12 protein-coding genes and 1 rRNA gene are annotated in these 16965 nt (G+C 52.3%); 8 read left to right on the top strand and 5 right to left on the bottom strand.

Going from position 1 to position 16965, the window contains the following annotated elements:
• Window positions 1–1349, top strand: a 23S ribosomal RNA gene (locus tag VFA09_11200); the annotation flags it as partial.
• A gap of 129 nt (window positions 1350–1478) precedes the next feature.
• Here the strand turns inward: VFA09_11200 and VFA09_11195 are convergent.
• Window positions 1479–1709, bottom strand: coding sequence for a hypothetical protein (locus VFA09_11195; GenBank protein HZU67831.1), 231 nt, complete (start codon window positions 1707–1709; stop codon window positions 1479–1481).
• Window positions 1710–2020: 311 nt separating this feature from the next.
• On the opposite strand from VFA09_11195, the gene VFA09_11190 reads away from it, so the two are divergent.
• Both VFA09_11190 and VFA09_11185 read left to right on the top strand, forming a co-directional pair.
• Entirely contained in the window at window positions 2021–2959 is a 939-nt protein-coding gene (locus tag VFA09_11190; GenBank protein HZU67830.1) for an ATP-binding cassette domain-containing protein, read from the top strand.
• Window positions 2960–2974: 15 nt separating this feature from the next.
• Entirely contained in the window at window positions 2975–4387 is a 1413-nt protein-coding gene (locus VFA09_11185) for an ABC transporter permease (protein ID HZU67829.1), read from the top strand.
• A gap of 80 nt (window positions 4388–4467) precedes the next feature.
• Here VFA09_11185 and VFA09_11180 read toward each other — a convergent pair whose 3' ends face one another.
• Window positions 4468–5985, bottom strand: a complete 1518-nt coding sequence (locus VFA09_11180) for a pentapeptide repeat-containing protein (protein ID HZU67828.1) — start codon at window positions 5983–5985, stop codon at window positions 4468–4470.
• Between the two features lie 560 nt (window positions 5986–6545).
• Between VFA09_11180 and VFA09_11175 the strand changes: the two genes are divergently transcribed.
• The 3 genes from VFA09_11175 to VFA09_11165 all read left to right on the top strand — a co-directional run bounded on the left by VFA09_11175 (window position 6546) and on the right by VFA09_11165 (window position 10933).
• On the top strand, window positions 6546–8471 hold the full coding sequence (locus tag VFA09_11175) for an ABC transporter ATP-binding protein (protein HZU67827.1): 1926 nt from the start codon (window positions 6546–6548) through the stop codon (window positions 8469–8471).
• Window positions 8472–8488: 17 nt separating this feature from the next.
• Complete coding sequence (locus VFA09_11170) at window positions 8489–10312, top strand: ABC transporter ATP-binding protein (GenBank protein ID HZU67826.1); 1824 nt, start codon at window positions 8489–8491, stop codon at window positions 10310–10312.
• 114 nt (window positions 10313–10426) lie between these two features.
• Entirely contained in the window at window positions 10427–10933 is a 507-nt protein-coding gene (locus VFA09_11165; protein ID HZU67825.1) for a GNAT family N-acetyltransferase, read from the top strand.
• A gap of 232 nt (window positions 10934–11165) precedes the next feature.
• Here VFA09_11165 and VFA09_11160 read toward each other — a convergent pair whose 3' ends face one another.
• Entirely contained in the window at window positions 11166–11480 is a 315-nt protein-coding gene (locus tag VFA09_11160; protein HZU67824.1) for a hypothetical protein, read from the bottom strand.
• A gap of 722 nt (window positions 11481–12202) precedes the next feature.
• On the opposite strand from VFA09_11160, the gene VFA09_11155 reads away from it, so the two are divergent.
• Window positions 12203–12634, top strand: a complete 432-nt coding sequence (locus VFA09_11155; protein HZU67823.1) for a hypothetical protein — start codon at window positions 12203–12205, stop codon at window positions 12632–12634.
• A gap of 2 nt (window positions 12635–12636) precedes the next feature.
• Here the strand turns inward: VFA09_11155 and VFA09_11150 are convergent, their stop codons facing one another.
• Window positions 12637–12927: a hypothetical protein gene (locus VFA09_11150; GenBank protein HZU67822.1), complete on the bottom strand. Its 291-nt coding sequence runs from the start codon at window positions 12925–12927 to the stop codon at window positions 12637–12639.
• Between the two features lie 53 nt (window positions 12928–12980).
• A complete protein-coding gene (locus VFA09_11145; GenBank protein HZU67821.1) occupies window positions 12981–13706 on the bottom strand; it encodes a helix-turn-helix transcriptional regulator in 726 nt (241 codons plus the stop codon).
• Window positions 13707–14352: 646 nt separating this feature from the next.
• On the opposite strand from VFA09_11145, the gene VFA09_11140 reads away from it, so the two are divergent.
• On the top strand, window positions 14353–16965 hold a 2613-nt coding region (locus VFA09_11140; protein HZU67820.1), incomplete at its 3' end, for a DUF6531 domain-containing protein.

Below are 16965 nucleotides of genomic sequence, written 5' to 3'. Positions count from 1 at the left end.
ATAGTGATCCGACGGCTCTGAATGGAAAGGCCGTCGCTCAACGGATAAAAGCTACCCCGGGGATAACAGGCTGATCTTGCCCAAGAGTCAATAGTGGCTCCCCGCTCGAGTGATCGAGCGGTGCTCAGTGGCTCATATCGGTGAAGCCCTACACTGAATTGTGTTACAATTTGAGGGTAATACCGAGGGAAGGTAGCTTGTTGTGGAAACCTTCTTCGCGCGCAACGCTCGGCAACGTCCGATGACGAGTCTCCAACGGGAGTTGGTCGTCGGCTCCGTTGCTCGGCGACGGTTACCTCATGCCGACGACGTCAGGCTTCTGCTTCAGGGTTGGTCATGGCCACCTGCAAAAGGACTACGTCGATTGGAAGTTCAAACTTATTCGCGAATATGTGAGGACGCCGCCGCGTGCGTGCGGTAGCACCTATTACTTTCGGACGGTCACGCATCCGGAGTTCACGATGCTCCGGCGCCACTTCTACGTCATGAATGGGATGAAGTGCGTGCCGATGGCGTTGCTTGAGCAACATCTAACTGCGTTCGCGCTGGCGGTGTGGTTCATGGATGACGGTTCGATTGACCGCCATCAGGTGCGATTCAACAGCCAAGGGTTCTCCCACTGTGAGAACCATGTGCTGTCGGAGGTTCTGCAAGCTAAATTCGGAATTGCAACGACGATGAATAGTGACAAAGGGGCATGCGCGTCTCCGCGTGAGCGGAGCAAGCATCCCCCACTTCGTGTCGCTCGTATCACCGCACGTCATTCCGAGCATGCTCTACAAGCTACCCCTGTAACGACTTCTCGCATCCGCGAGAGATGGAGGCGCCGGCCCAAAGCGGTCGAATTTATCGCTTCCATAACACGCCACCGTCTCGAAAGAGACGAAGGTATAGTCTGCGCCGCAAGTAATTGCGGAGCGTCACATCGACGGCAAGGTTTGGCACCTCGATGTCGGCTCGTCGCATCCTGGGGCTGGAGTAGGTCCCAAGGGTTGGGCTGTTCGCCCATTAAAGCGGCACGCGAGCTGGGTTCAGAACGTCGCGAGACAGTTCGGTCTCTATCCGTCGTGGGCATAGGAAGAGTGAGGGCCGTCAACTTCAGTACGAGAGGACCGAGTTGGCTGGACCGCTGGTGTGCCAGTTGGCCTGCCTGGGCCACAGCTGGGTAGCCACGTCCAGAAAGGAGAAGCGCTGAAAGCATCTAAGCGCGAAGCCGCCCCCAAGATAACTCTTCCCATCTCTCATGAAGAGATCAAGATCCCAGGTAGATGACCTGGTGGATAGACCGCAAGCGTGAGCCTGGTAACAGGCGCAACTAAGCGGCCCTAATGATCGTACGGCTTGTTTCCATTGTGCCATCCCTGCTTCTCTTGCAGGTCTCGGCAAAATTGAGGAAAGAAGAGATTCAGAATACCATGCAAACAAAAAGCGCAATGACTCAGCGAAGCTATGCCATTGCGCTTTTTGTTTGCATGGTATTATTCGCGTTCATTATACGTAACCGGCTCGCCCGTTTCCTGGTTGTACGCGATTTCAACCATTTGCTCAGTACGTGTAGGCATTGGTCTTTGTCCAGGCGGAGGTGGTGTCACGAATGGGCCAGGTTGCGAGGTAGGCCAGGAATAAGGCGGAGGCGGCACTCTGTATTCCTCAACCTCTTTCCCCTGGCGATGGTCTGGATTTAACTGCAACTCAGTTTTCTCTTCCATGACTTTCTTCCCCTGCTAGTATGAAACATCGGATTCTCTCCTCTACTGGAATGTTACACGTGCTTTAGCAAAGAAAGGTTACAGCATTATTATTAGCAAATCACTGCCAAAAGTCCAGAAAAAAGGTCTTGTATTTTAAATAACAATATGCTATATTTATTATAGCAGTTAGCAATATCTGAAGGCAACCTGAAATGGGATAGCCTGCCGTTGAATGTAACATGTGCAAATGGTGGCTCTTATCGAAATAATGCATAATGTTAGCACAAGATGGCAAGCTATTTTAGCTTTATCACAGAGGAACCAATCCTATGAGTCTTCAAGTTGAACACATTAACAAATGGTTTGGCCAGTTTCAGGCCATTACAGACCTTTCTATGGAAGTGACCGAAGGAGAGATTTTTGGTTTTCTAGGGCCTAACGGCGCGGGCAAAACCACGACCATGCGTATGATCCTGGATATCTTGCGACCCGATGGCGGTTCCATTACCTGGAAAGGCAAGGATGTCCGTGAAGTGCCGCGTAGAAACTGGGGCTATCTGCCGGAAGAGCGCGGACTCTACCCGAAAATGCGCGTGGACGAGCAGTTACTCTTCCTGGCGCGCCTGCAGGGTATATCAAAAGCGGATGCCAGGAAAGCGTTGGATGAGTGGCTTGAACGTTTTCAAATCACTGGCAATCGTTCCAGGAAAATTGAAGAACTCTCCAAAGGAAACCAGCAGAAAGTTCAGTTTCTGGCTGCCATACTGCACGATCCTGAGATTCTGATCATGGATGAGCCTTTCAGTGGCCTGGACCCCGTCAACGCGACCGTCCTCAAAGAGGCCTTTTTAGAGATGCACCGGCGCGGCAAGACGATTATCTTCTCCACCCATCAATTGGAGCAAGCGGAAGAACTCTGTCAGGACATCGTCATCATCAATAAAGGACACAGTGTCGTCCAGGGTAGCCTGCGTGAGGTCAAACGCCAACAAGGACGCCATGTGGCACGACTCAAGCTCGATAACGACCCGGAAGCTAGCTGGCTTGAGCGACTTCCAGGGGTTCACGTGACCAAACGCCGGCAGGACTATATTGAGATGCAGTTTGATGCCAATCTGAACCCCAACTTGATTGTGGAGGCGGCACTGCAAAATGGCGGCATCATTAGCCTGTTCGAGTTGACCGAGCCATCGCTGACCGATATTTTCATTGAAAAAGTTGGTGCTACCTCCGAGCCTGTTACTTCTACCTCCGTTCATTCAGCATAGAGAAAGAAGATTGATATGCCGCCACAGAAAATGGTGGAAACACCGGTACAAGAACATCGCGAACAAAAGCAAGGGGTCGTAGCAGTGAGTTCGGGTGGCGCCGCTGCCCAGCACAACTTGCGCAATATCGGCTTGATTATCGAGCGCGAGTACAAAAACCGTGTGACCCAGCGCAGTTTCATCATCACCAGCGTGATCCTCCTGGTATTCGTGTTCCTTGCCGCTTTTATCCCTACGATTGTGCAACTCATTGCCAAACAGGCACATTCACAAACTCACATCGTGGTAGTGAATCAAGCGGGTACAGTCGCGGGCCTGAATGACACTGCCCTGACCTCATATATCGAGAAGGAACTGAATGGCACGAGTACCGGAAACCAGGCTCCCTATGTGATTACCAGCCAGCCGGCTTCCAATCTGAGCAGCCTGCAAAATCAGGTCAAGAATGGCCAGCTGGATATCCTGCTCGTGCTTGATCGTGCGACGAACCAGGATTTACACTTTACCTATGACACCGATGCCAGTGCCAGCAACGACAACAACCAGTCTACCATTCAGTCTCTGGCTCAGCTCCTCACTTTTCTTGATACTGCTCATAGCCTGGGCCTTAATTCGCAAGAGACTCGGCGGCTGGCCGCTTCGCCAGACTTTACAGCTATGCATGCTCAGCAGAGCCAGGCGGCTCGCCCGGTGAGCCAGATTGCCACGGGCTTTGTACTCGCCTATGCCGGCGCTATCCTGATCTATATCGCTGTTCAGGTCTATACGGCCATCGTCGCGACAGGGGTAGCGGAAGAGAAAAGCAGCCGCATGATGGAACTTCTGGTGAATGCCGCGACTCCGTTCCAACTCCTCTCCGGCAAGATCGTGGGGATCGGGGCAGCGTGCCTGACTCAGATGGGCGGCGTAGTGGTGGTCGGCATCGCCGGGCTCCTGCTGCAAACCCCGCTGCAGGCCGCGTTGTTCGGTTCTTCCGCGGCAGGCTTCAGCCAGTATCTCACAGGCGTGTCCATCCCGTATTACCTGCTGTTCCTGCTCTACTTCCTCCTGGCATTCTTCCTGTATGCTACCCTGTATGCAGGGCTTGGCGCTATGGTCAAACGGCAAGAGGAGGTGCAAAGCGCCATCATGCTTCCACAGATGCTGATGCTTATTGGCTATCTGCTCTTCTTTTACGCGGTCTTTAATCCTGATACAACCCTGATCAGGGTACTCTCATATATTCCTTTCTGGACTCCCTGGATGATGATGCCGCGCATCGCGCTAGGCACCGTGGCCTGGTGGGAGATTATTCTAACAACTGCTTTCATGCTCGTTGCCATTCTCGCCTGCACCAGGTTTGCCGCTCGCATCTATCGCTATGGCGTCCTGATGTATGGGCAGCGGCCAGGGCTGGGCCAACTGCTGAAACTGGTACGGACGAATTAACCATCGACAATTGATGGACCTGCCGCATAACGAAACAACTGATTTTTAGAGAGCTACCTCAACCTTTCGAATAACAGCAACTAAACTGTTGAGCCTGAGAACGAAACAGCGGAAGACACAATCGAGGTTGCCGCTGTTTCGTTCTCAGGCTCAACAGCATAGGTGCCGTTCAGAACCGCTCCATTCATGTTAGCCGAATCGAGGATAGCGCCATGGAGGTGTGCCCGGTTCAGATCGGCGCCCCTCAGATCGGCATTGCTCAGATTAGCCCGGCTGAGATTGGTGCCACTAAGATTGGCCATATAGAGGTCTGCTCCGGCAAGATCCGCCTCTACCAGGTCTGCCTTACTGAGATCGGCATTGCTCAGGTTGGCCTCGCTGAGATTGATGCCGCTGAGAATTTTTCCGCGCAAATTAGCGCCGCTGAGTTCGGCCCTATGGAGATTGGCGCTCCTTAGATTTGCAATTCTCAGGTCTGCTCCACGCAGATCGACATACGTAAGATTGGCCCCGGTAAGGTCGGCGGCATAAAGGGATGCGCCTTTCAGAATAGCATTACTCAAACTCGCATTCCGAAGATTGGCGCTGCTGAGATTGGCCCCCTTGAGACTGACACCATCAAATACGATTTCTTCCAGATTCGTACTGCTTAGATTCACGCGGCTGAGGTTGGCTCCATCGAAATAGACGCGACTTAGATAGGCATCGCGCAGATTTGCATGATTGAGCTTCGCTTGAGTAAACCTCGTCTCATGAAGATTCGCATTACTGAGGTCAGCGTCGATAAGCTCTGCCCCACTGAAGTCAACCCGATTGATTTTAGCTCCACTCAGGTCCGCTCCACGCAGATTTGCTTCATTGAAGAATACATCATTCAGAAGAGCATTTTTGAGAATCGTCCCGCTCAGGTCGGCCTGCATCAGACTGGTTTCCCGCAAATCCGCAAGACTAAGGTCTGCCCCGCTCAGATCGGCCCCATTCAGGTCCATACGCATAAAGCTCACGCCCCGCAGGTCTGCTCCACGCAAACTCACCGACCGGACACGAACACTGCTCAAATTCGCAGCCTTGAGATTAATACCGGTCAGCCGAATCTCGCCCAGATCGATATTTCTCAGGATGGCTCCCCCTAGATCGACAAACGCCAACTTTGCCTTGCTGAGATTTGTCTCGCTCAGCTTCGCGCCATTGAGTTTCGCGCTGCTCAGGTCGGCCTGCTCGAGATTCGCCCCATTGAGTTTCGCCTCGTTGAGATTCGCCCGTTGCAAATTGGCCTGACTGAGATTCGCCTCACTGAAATTTGCATAATAGAGATGCGCCCTACTCAAGTCCGCCCCGCTCAAGTCTGCCCCGCTCAAATTAGCGCTGCTCAAATTGGCCCCGGCGAGACGGGCGCCCTTCAGATTCGCGCCACTCAAATTGGCTTCGCTCAAGTCGGCGCCATCCAGATTTATATCTTCCAGATTGGCCTCTATAAGGCGCACGCGGCGCAGGACAGCTCCACTCAGATCCGGCTGCATATCAGGATGTCTTTCCCGCCAACTATTCCAGGCATTCGAACTTTTTTTGAGATAATGGAGATAGTATCGATCTGGCATACAGTTCACCCCCGAAGAACTATCAAGTACGAAACGAATAAAGGTGCTTATCGCGCATAAGCGCGCTGAAATATTCCCAGATTGGTAGATCATGAGAATATTTCTATGGAATAAGTCTACTTTTCCAAAGATTATAACATGGAAAGGGCCAAAGCAGGCAGAGAATAGTACTTGCGGTTAGGGTTAGCCGGGTTGCCAGGTCAGGGTGGGGATTCGACCGTCTTGAGTGCTTACAAAATATAAGCTCAAAACAGCATCAAGGTCAGGCATAAAGCTACCAATTATGCTGAATCTCTCCCCGGTCTCATCTAGTTAATAGCTTGCCATATGAGCAAGGGGTGTCTTTACAAGAGCCTCAAACCTGGAAAAAAGCGCTGAAAGCCTACAGCAAAACCGAGAGAAAACCGCGAGCAAGGGGAGACATCAAGAGACAAACTGGTACACACTAAAAACGTCGAGTCCCTCAAGAAGCCATCCGACAAAACACTAGCCAAACCCAACCCTAACATGATAGAATATCTGTACTACCTCAACGTAATGCTGTAGGGGCGCATTGATACGTGCCAACGAAGGGAATCCACTTGATTAAGCGCGAATTTACGGTAGCCGGCGAGTATCATTACAATCGTTCCGGGCCGGTACGCTGGATTATTTCTCATCTTACTCGTTATATTCACCTCATCATCGGCTTTATGCTGGCCATTATCCTGGCCAATATACTGTATGCCTTGATTCCTGTACTAACCGGCTTTGCTTTCAACGCGGTCTTACAGCACGATCAAAGTGGCCTGGTGCATATTTCCCTCATCCTGCTGGCAACGATATTGATCGGCGGCTGCTTCGACTTGAGCGCCCGTTTCTTCCCGGAATTACTTGGCAAACGCTTTGCGCGTGACGCGCGTGCCGAGTTGTATGTAAGCCTGCTGGGCAAGAGCCAGACGTTCCACAACCGGCAACGTATCGGCGACATCATGGCGCGTGCCGCTAACGACATGAGCCAGTTGAGCAACATGATCGCTCCCGGTTCCGATATCATCATCGATTCTTTCACCAGCCTGACCGTGACGCTCGTCTTCATTGGCCTGATTAATCCGCAACTTCTACTCACGCCACTGCTCTTTACTGCATCCTTCCTGATCGCCCTGCGCTACTACTCGCGCAAACTGAACCCTGTATCCGACAGCATGCGCGCGCAATTCGGCGAAATGAATGCGGGCTTGAACGAGGTGGTGACAGGGATCGAGGTGGTGAAGGCGACGGCGCAGGAGGAGCAGGAGAAAAGCAAGTTTGAGCGCAACGCCCATCGCTACCGCGATTACTTCATCCAGAATGGACGCATTCAGGCATGGTATCTCCCGCCGTTATTGCTCGCGATTGCCATGGTTGCCGCGTTCCTGCATGGACTGCTACTGGTCACGCACCACCAGCTTTCTGTCGGCAGCCTGGTAGCATATATGGGTTTGATGGTGATGCTACATTATCCTGCCTTCAACTCCAACTGGGCCTTTAGCCTGGTGCAACTGGGTATTGCAGGCGCGAGCCGTATCCTGGCTATCTTGCACGAGGAGACCGAACTCGATGAGAACGAGGATGGATATACCGGACATATGCAGGGCGATATTCAGTTTGAACACGTCTCGTTCAGCTATGGTGGCACTCCGATTCTCAAGGACATCTCTTTTCACGCTCGCCCCGGTGAAACGGTAGCCATCGTTGGTCAGACAGGCGCGGGCAAAAGCACGCTGACGAAGCTGGTCAATCGCATCTATGACGCGGACGGGGGGCGCGTGCTCGTCGATGGCATCGATGTGCGCGACTGGAGCCTGGACGCGCTGCGCTCGCAGATTTCAACGATTGAGCAGGATATCTTCCTCTTTTCGCGCTCTATCCGCGAGAATATCGCCTATGGACTGGGTCAGAAGGCCACCCAGGAGTCCATCGAGCAGGCCGCAAAAGATGCGCAGGCGGATGGCTTTATTCGCAGTTTCAAGGAGGGGTACGAGACGGTGATTGGTGAACGCGGCGTGACACTTTCTGGTGGCCAGCGCCAGCGTATCGCCATTGCACGCGCGCTGCTGACCGACCCGAGCATCCTGATCCTCGACGATTCGACCAGCGCCATCGATAGCGCGACCGAGGACGAAATTCAGAGAGCCATCCATCGCCTTTTGCAGGGCCGCACGACGCTCTTGATTACGCATCGCCTCTCGCAAATACGCTGGGCTGATAAAATACTCGTTTTGAAGCGCGGTGAATTGGTAGACCAGGGGACGCACGACGAATTGTTGGAACGGTGCGAGATGTACCGCCGCATCTTTGCCCATACAGACGGGAAGAAAACGCGGCCACTATGGAATGATGGAGCTTCACCGGTCCACATTATTCAAGAACTCAGTCCAGCTTCTTTCCAACAACGAAAAGCGCTGACCGGCGAACAAGACTCAGGCAAAACAACCGGTAAACTTGTCAATGCGGATGAACGATAACCATCTGGAGGATATGCATGGGGTTTATTATGGATGGCCTGGATGCCGAGGCCTATGATCGTAACTATAGTGATCGCCAGTTGATTGCGCGTATCATTGGCTATTTTCGGCCCAAGTTGCGCATCATGATAGTCATCGCGGCTCTGATTACTTTAACCTCGCTGCTGGATACGGTCTTTCCGGTCTTGATCTCCTTCGGCATTAACGCCGTTGTATCGTCGGTCGCCGTACAAACCATCCTGCTATTAATCATTGCTATCCTGCTGGCCGGAGTCTTCTCCTGGGTCTGCAATTTCTTTCGCCAGTGGTACACAGCGCGTACTGTAGGAGATGTAGTACTAAAACTGCGCAATGATGCATTTCAGGCTGTGGTCTCGCGCGATATGTCCTTTTATGACGAGTTCCCTAGCGGCAAAATCGTCAGCCGCGTTACTTCGGATAGCGAGGATTTTGCTACTGTCGTCACGCTCGCACTCAGCCTCATCAGCCAGCTGCTGCTGTTCTTTCTGATGGCAATTGTGCTACTCATACGGAGTGTGGAGCTTGCCCTGCTGACATTTGCTATTCTGCCATTCATCATCGTGGTTGCCCTGCTCTTCCGCCGCATTGCCCGCCGCACCACGCAGCGTTCGCAACGTTCGATGGCAAGGGTGAACGCCAATGTGCAGGAGGTAGTGACCGGCATTACCATCGCCAAGAACTTCCGGCAAGAACAGAATATGTACGAGGAGTTCAAGCAGATAAATGAGCAATCGTACCAGGTCAATGTGCGTTCGGGCTTCATATATAATGGTGTCTTCCCCGTCTTAGTGCTGCTGGCGAATATTGGTACGGTGATTGTCATTTATTTCGGCGGTCTGCGCGTACTCGCCCATAATATCTCTGCCGGCGACTGGTTCCTGTTCCTGCAAGGGATTCGCTCGCTATGGTTCCCATTGACCAGTATCGCCTCGTTCTGGAGCCAGTTCCAGTTAGGCCTGGCGGCCAGCGAGCGTGTCTTCGCGCTCATTGATGCCGAGCCGCGCATTCACCAGGATGATGCGCAACCGGCAGGCCATCTGAAAGGGGAAATCGAGTTCAAAGACGTTTATTTCAGCTATGACGACCGGCAAACCGTCCTGGCAGGCTTCAATCTCAAAATCCCGGCAGGACAGACTATCGCGATTGTGGGGCATACCGGGGCAGGCAAGACGAGCATTGCCCGCCTGGTCGCACGATTCTACGAGTTCCAGGGAGGAAGAATCCTGATCGATGGGCGTGACATCCGCTCTTTTGACTTGAGCGATTATCACCGGCACCTGGGTATTGTGCCACAGTCACCATTTCTCTTTTCAGGCAGTGTAGCCGATAACATTCGCTATGCGCGACCCGATGCCAGTGCTGAAGAGGTGGAATCGATAGCGCAGAGCATTGGCGGCGGAGACTGGCTGGATGCTTTGCCAGAGGGATTGGATACGCTGGTGGGAGAAGCGGGTAGATCGCTCTCGTTGGGACAGCGCCAGCTGGTTGCCCTGGCCCGTGTACTCTTGCAAGACCCCTCGATTATTATCCTGGACGAGGCGACCGCCAGCGTCGACCCCTTGACCGAGGCCCAGATTCAAGAAGGGCTAGACCTGGTCTTGCAAAACCGCACCGCCATTTTGATCGCGCACCGCCTCTCGACCATCCGGCACGCCGACCGCATCATCGTGCTTGACCGCGGCAGAATAGTGGAAGAGGGCGACCACGAATCTTTGATGCAGCAGGGCGGGCATTACGCGCAGCTTTACAATACCTATTGGCGGCATCAATCGCCGGATTATAGGCCAGGAGAGGGATTTGTGCGAGTGGTAGGAGCGTGATCTCTTTTTTCGATGCTGATGTGTCCTACTAACCCCGTAGTGGACGACTACGAGCGGTCTAACTCCTACGATTTTTGAGTGGCAGCAAGTAATAACTGAAAGAGGACTTCTATCATGGAAATACTGGAAACGCAACGGCTCAAATTGCTCCCTTTCACCCTGGAACTCAAGAAGGTAACGCTGGCGAATAGAGCCAGGTTGGCTGAGATGCTAGGAGTAGCCATCCCTGATGACTGGCCGGGACCCGATTTGCTGGAAGCACTCCCTTTTTTTGTCGAAGCCATGGAGAAAGACCCGGCGGGTCTTGTCTGGGACGGCATTATCATCCATAAGGCTGACCAGGTAGCGATTGGCGGCATCGGTTTCCACGGCGCACCGGATGAGGCAGGAATGGTAGAGATCGGTTACAATATCATTCCCGCTTATGAAGGACAGGGATATGCAACTGAGATGGCGCGTTGCGTCATCAACTGGGCTTTTCAGACACCCAATATTCAGGTGATTACCGCTGAATGCCTTGATGACAATATTGGTTCCATCAGGGTCCTTGAAAAAGTTGGGATGCATCGCCTTCCACCGGAGGGCAATCGGCTTAAGTGGGAGCTACGAAGGAGCTTATAGCCAGTTTTGATACAGAGATTGGGTGGGGGTGCCGGCACAATTAAGAACTGGACTACGATTTAGTTGCTCGTCAAACGGTTATAGCCGCAGGAATAACTGGAATCCAGCGTTCTCCCATATGTCTATACCGGTAACGATGCACTGAGCGGGTTCTCAGGAACAGAAAGGGTGAGTACCTGGCTGTTCCCGGAATAAGAAAGTCTATCCCGATGCCTTGATGAACTTTCACATGTCATTCGTCCTTTACACTATGCAACCCTGCTGATAGGGCAGCCAGGAATATCCGCATGAGCATGGTGCCCATCGAGGCCAGTGGCAGACCCAACGGCATTCCTAATGTGATCAGCATAATCGCTCGGCATATTTCTGCCGGAAGCAAGAAGCTTATGACTGCATGGTATATCAGGGCCACTATGACGATGTACCCTGTATACGCCAGACCGATCAGAACCCGAACCAGGAACTTACGTGCCTCTCGATCAAAGAGAGCCATCGATTTGTCCACCGGCTCTTCGTCCATCACAACTTTTTGCTTCCGGGAAGCCATCTATCAGAGACTCCCCGGAAAGCGGAATGGAATATCCATTGACGCTCCTTTGTATTAAGTTCTTAATGTGCCGGTAACATAATCATAACACATCATGACGTTCTTCTACGAGGATTAGCTCACAAAACTTTTGTCTATCCGTTAACACCTAAAGATTATCGAATCGGTAAACCTCTATCAGAACCTTGTTGTCTCCCTTTTGATATGCTAAAATGTTTTCGTCAATAGTATCGTTCTGATGATTACCCGGAAGTGGACGAGAGATTCTTCTCTTCGCTCAGAATGACATGGCGAAACATGTCATAGGAAATCACCAGTATCGTTCAGATCCTATCTTTCAGGAAAGGCATGTCTCATGAGCCTGGTGATTCGGTAAGTCCTTCAGTTTAGAGCTTGATGGAAGACGCAAGCAGGATGGCTGTTTCGAGACAGCCTGGATATTCATGTGGCCGGATACTCTGGTAAAAGTATTAATCCATGAATATGTTTTTGCGTCCTGAACTCATGCGCTCTCAACTGATGGCACGGACAAGCATCAGGATAGAGACGTGTAACCTCGCTTCATCTCCCCTACATCTCAATGTACAGGAGATTATCTCAGGTATGTTCTCCCTTTTGCCCTGTGCTCCTGCCCTGTTGAGTGCGCTCCTATGTTCGTATGGATAGAACGAAATGGAGCGAGAAACATGCACCGGAAACCCGGGCGGAGAAAAACCCGTTCAATGCGAAGAAATCGACAGACAAAGTGGTACTGGACCAGCCAGGGGTTGCTGATACCCCAGCATGGCTGGTTGGGTATGCGAGAGTACGACAGGCGCCATCCGGCCTCTCATTACAACCTGCATATCCAACCGGCCTGTGGTGGCCAGGATTACCACAATTACCATATCCGATACCTGGGCATGCGAGAGAATAAGCATGTCTGGTCCGTCGTCGATGCGCCTTATGGCCAGGAAAAAAGCCACCGGCTCTATGCCTTCTCCAAGGAATACCACATCCAGGAGGTAATCGACGCTACCTGTAGCTTGCTGGTAACAGATATGACCAATGATGTTGGCGACCCCTCTCTCTGGGCCAGGCTTTTTGAATCCCTGGCCTTGATCCTGTTCGATTTGTATCGGCACGAACAGGAAAAGGGTGCTGGGAGGACTTGAGGCTAACCGGTCACGCGACCCAGGCCGAAATGGGTACTGGTGGCGCCTGGCACACCATTTGTCCAGTCAATCTCTACCACCTGGTGTGTATTCTGGAGGGCTGGAAGCGGCATTATCACGCTTAAGGTACTGGTGTCCACGACATCGCCGGTATATCCTGGGAATGGGCAAAGACGGGCGAAAACCAGTTCTGCAAAAGGACCAGCAACAGAACGCTCATGCTGATGCCAGTAAATAGAACACGCATCCATCTCGTACCGGTAGTACCGGATACAAAGACAAACTGATATCATCTCATGCGATTCCCCCTATTTCGCATCAAAAAAAATAGCCGTCCGCCTGGAATTTACCAGTAATCAGGTAATCCGGCCGGTATCTTTTCCCTGTACTCTACTTCATACCCTATGTTGCTGGAACAAGGCATAATATCTTCCAGAGGTGAAAAACAAAGCGTGTGATAGCCTACTAGAATAGCATCATGACTATTGTGAACGCCAAGTTTTTCATAGAGCGTGTGCCGATGCTTACTTACCGTAGCAACGGTAATATCCAATGCCCTGGCTATGCTTTCCTCGTCATAGCCCCGAACCATCAACTTCAGAATTTCCTTTTCCCGCCTGGTTAAATTATCTGGATATTGAACGTCACGCACGCGCCCGTCACCTTGAGGGAGGAGACAATGCTCCAACGTAAAAATAACCGATCCACAGTCCCGAGCGAAATCTAGCACATCGCCGATAGTAAGCTTCCGCGATACTTCTATATCTCGCTGGAAAAGCAAGGCACCGTAAAGTCTTTGTTGGAACTGCACCGGAATGGAGGGCGAACAAGTTACAGGCATCACCTCATTATCCCGACGAGGTAGCAACTTCAAATATCCGTGAGAGATACGAGCCACTTCCTGACAAAGAAGATTGATAACACCTTTCCGCTGCCTGTATAATGTTTGACCGAATCTTAAAAGATGAGCGCCATATTCCTTAAGGTCTGCACCGCTGAGGAATTCAGATGTGTTGTCTTTCTCATCCATACGTAGCGAAGATGACCGGTTGATGGTCTGCCAGCCAGGCATAGCATTTCTCCCCCTTGCAGAAAATACTGTTGAAATGCCTAACATCTAAAAAGAGAAAAACGGGTGTCGCAGATATCATATTCATTTGGTGGACTAACACCATTAATAACTATAGCAGACTTATTTTCTATTGTCAAGATAATCTGGAGTAATTAATCGATTAAGGGGGGGAGGAAGAATATTTTACTATATTTGAGATAATGGTCTTCCAACATCAGTTATATCAAGGCGCTCCTACCAGGAAGTACTTCCCATTAAAGCAAGGTCTGAAGAAGCTTCAGAACCATTAGCCCTATCCGCATCAAAACAGTCCTCTTAATTTTGGGGGCTTCTTGAGGGTAATTTCTGCCGTAAAATTACCCTTCAGGAGGAAAAAAGTGCTGGGAAATTGCTTCCAAAAAGTAAAGACAAATGCTACACATTTAAGTTATGCTAGTAGAGATATCTTTCAAAACTTTTGAGGGAAAGGAGGTAAACAAGCAACTTTCTGGTCAGCTGATCCAGGCTGTCCTTCAGTAACGCAGGTCTGTAGTGTATATTCGTATGTTCGCTTGTAGACTACTTTCTTAGCTCGGTCCGTATACACTCACACCTATGTATATTGCTTCCTTGCCTGCGTTACTGCACAAGAAAGGGCTTGTTTCCGATGCCGGATACTATCACACCTTCCCCTGATACTACTTCGAATCGTCCTCGCCGAGTGCGTCTCTCATATTTGCGTTTCCATTTCACGTTTGCGCATCTCTGGCGCTCGTTATTCGCTGCTTTGATGGTGTGTATATTTGTAGTTGCCAGCTGGAGTACCACCGTACACGCGGCCTCTCTCGCCAGTGGGCAGGCACAAAACCCTGGTTCGCTCGCATCTCACAAACCCCCGCGGCGCAATCCCCACCCGCATACTAATAACATCGCTGCCTGCCCATCGCTCACCAGCACCCCCAAAGTGGCTGGCAACGTCGATGGGCTGGGTACGGTGGGGTTCTACACGTTGGTCAAGCAGAACCTGGATGATCGCCTGTTGATCGAGACCAATGTCGCCAACGGCAACCTGGTCGCCCAGTACACCGCCTTGCAGATCCGTGGCACCGGCCTGGACCTCGATATTGCCTTCACCTACAATTCACAGTCCACCACCTCTAGCGTGCTGGGACCCAACTGGAATCTGAGCGTGGGCAACGGCGTCTCGCTCTCCTTCAATGGCAACAACGTGACCTTGCACGGCTCCAGTGGCGTCTCGGCTCTCTACACCTATGACACGAGCAGCTACGACAATTACGATGAGCCGGCCGGTCTGGATGCCACGCTGGTCCAGAGCACCGTCAACGGTGCCAGTTATGTGCTGATTTTCCAGAAAACCAGCGAGTGCTTCGGCTTCGATAGCCATGGCCGCGAGATCTTTGACCAGGACAAGAACGGCCACCAGATCACCTTTTTGTACAACAGTTCGGGCAACATCAGCAGTCTCACCGATACGCAGAACCGGACCACTACCTTTGGCTACAATTCTGGCGGACTGCTCAATCAGATCACGGACGTCCTTGGGCGTACGGTCCAGCCCGGCTACCAGAATGGGATGCTGACCAGCATCGTTGACCTCAACGGTAAAACGACCACTCTGGGCTACACGGGGACCGATCTCACCAGTATCACCGACCCCGATACCAACGGCACCAGCATCAGCTACCAGTCGGGCACTCATCGCGTCAACGAGCTGACCGACGCGCTCTCGAACCACACCTTCGTGGCCTACTACGCCCCGGGAGCCAGCCAGTGTGGCATCATCACTTCGCTCCCCTGCACCGTCTTCACCGACGCCAGGAGCAATACCACTATCTATGGTTACAGCGGGTTGGAGGTGCAGCAAGTCGTCGACGGTAACGGCAACCTGGAGCAGCGGACGTATACCCCCGATGCCAACGTCAGTCAGTACACCGATCCCCTCCTGGACAAAACGGTCTTCAATTTCGATGTCGGCCACACCAACAACCTGCTCTCCATCACCGATGGCACCGGAGCGACGACCACCTTTGGCTACACCAATCCCAATCCCTACCTGCCCACCACGCTCACCGATGCGCAGAACAACACCATGACCTATGGCTATGACAGCAACGGCAATCTCACCTCGGCCACCGATACCACGCCCAAAGGAACCGGGTCCTCGGCATCCTATCAGTACAATACCGACGTGCCGTATGGCTCTTACCTCTATGGCACGCTCAAGCAGGCCACCGATGGCGACGGCAACCCGACCACGTACACCTACGATAGCTATGGCAACCTGCATATCGTGACGCCGCCGGCTCCCCTGGGCCAGGAAACCATTACCGTCGATCAGGTCAGCCGCGTCACGCAAGTCATTGATGGCAATGGCACCACCATCACGTTTAGCTACGATCCCATGGATCGGTTGAAGCAGATCACTTATAACACGGCCACAACCATCATCCATTATGGCTACAACGATGATGGCGATCAGACCAGCGTGATCGACAATACCGGCACCACCAGCTTCAACTACGACCAGGACAACCGGTTGCATATCAAGACCTTGCCCAACGGCGATCAGATCACCACGACCTATGACCCGGTGGGCAATCTACACCTCTACACCGATCGTGGGGGCAGCATCGGCTACGACTACGACAATGCCAACCGGCTTCTCAAAGTTGAGGACCCACCCAATACGTCCACCCCTACCGTCTACGGCTATAACCCGGCCAACGAGCGCACCAGTATCAGCTATCCCAATGGCACCGGTGAGGTGTTCGGCTATGACAAAGCGGGTCATGTCACCTCTGCTGTCGGCGGCATCATGAACAACCAGGGGCAGATCACCACCGCCTACCTGAACTTTACGTATGTCTACACGCTCCCGACGTCGCCTCCGACGCCGACCCAGTTGCTGCAATCGGTCACGTTGCTCGATCCCATCGGCCACACCAACACGTTCACTCGCAACTACAGCTATGACTCGATGAACCGGCTCACCAACGCGGAAGTCTTCAACAGCGGCAACCAGGAAGTGCAGGATTGGGGCTATAGCTACGATAAAGCAGGCAATCGGAAGACGGCCTCCGTTCTTTATCCGAGTACGACGACCAACTACAACTACAACGGGGCCGAAGAGCTGACCAGTACGGTGCAGGGGTCGAACACCGTGAACTACTACTATGATGGTAACGGCAACCTGACCAGTTCCACGGATGGCTACAGCTACAGCTACAATGCCAAGAACCAGACGACGGCCATCGACGCG

The sequence above is a fragment of the Ktedonobacteraceae bacterium genome, from assembly GCA_035653615.1.
In the GTDB taxonomy this organism is placed as follows: domain Bacteria; phylum Chloroflexota; class Ktedonobacteria; order Ktedonobacterales; family Ktedonobacteraceae; genus DASRBN01.
This window is presented reverse-complemented; position numbering and strand designations above follow the sequence as displayed.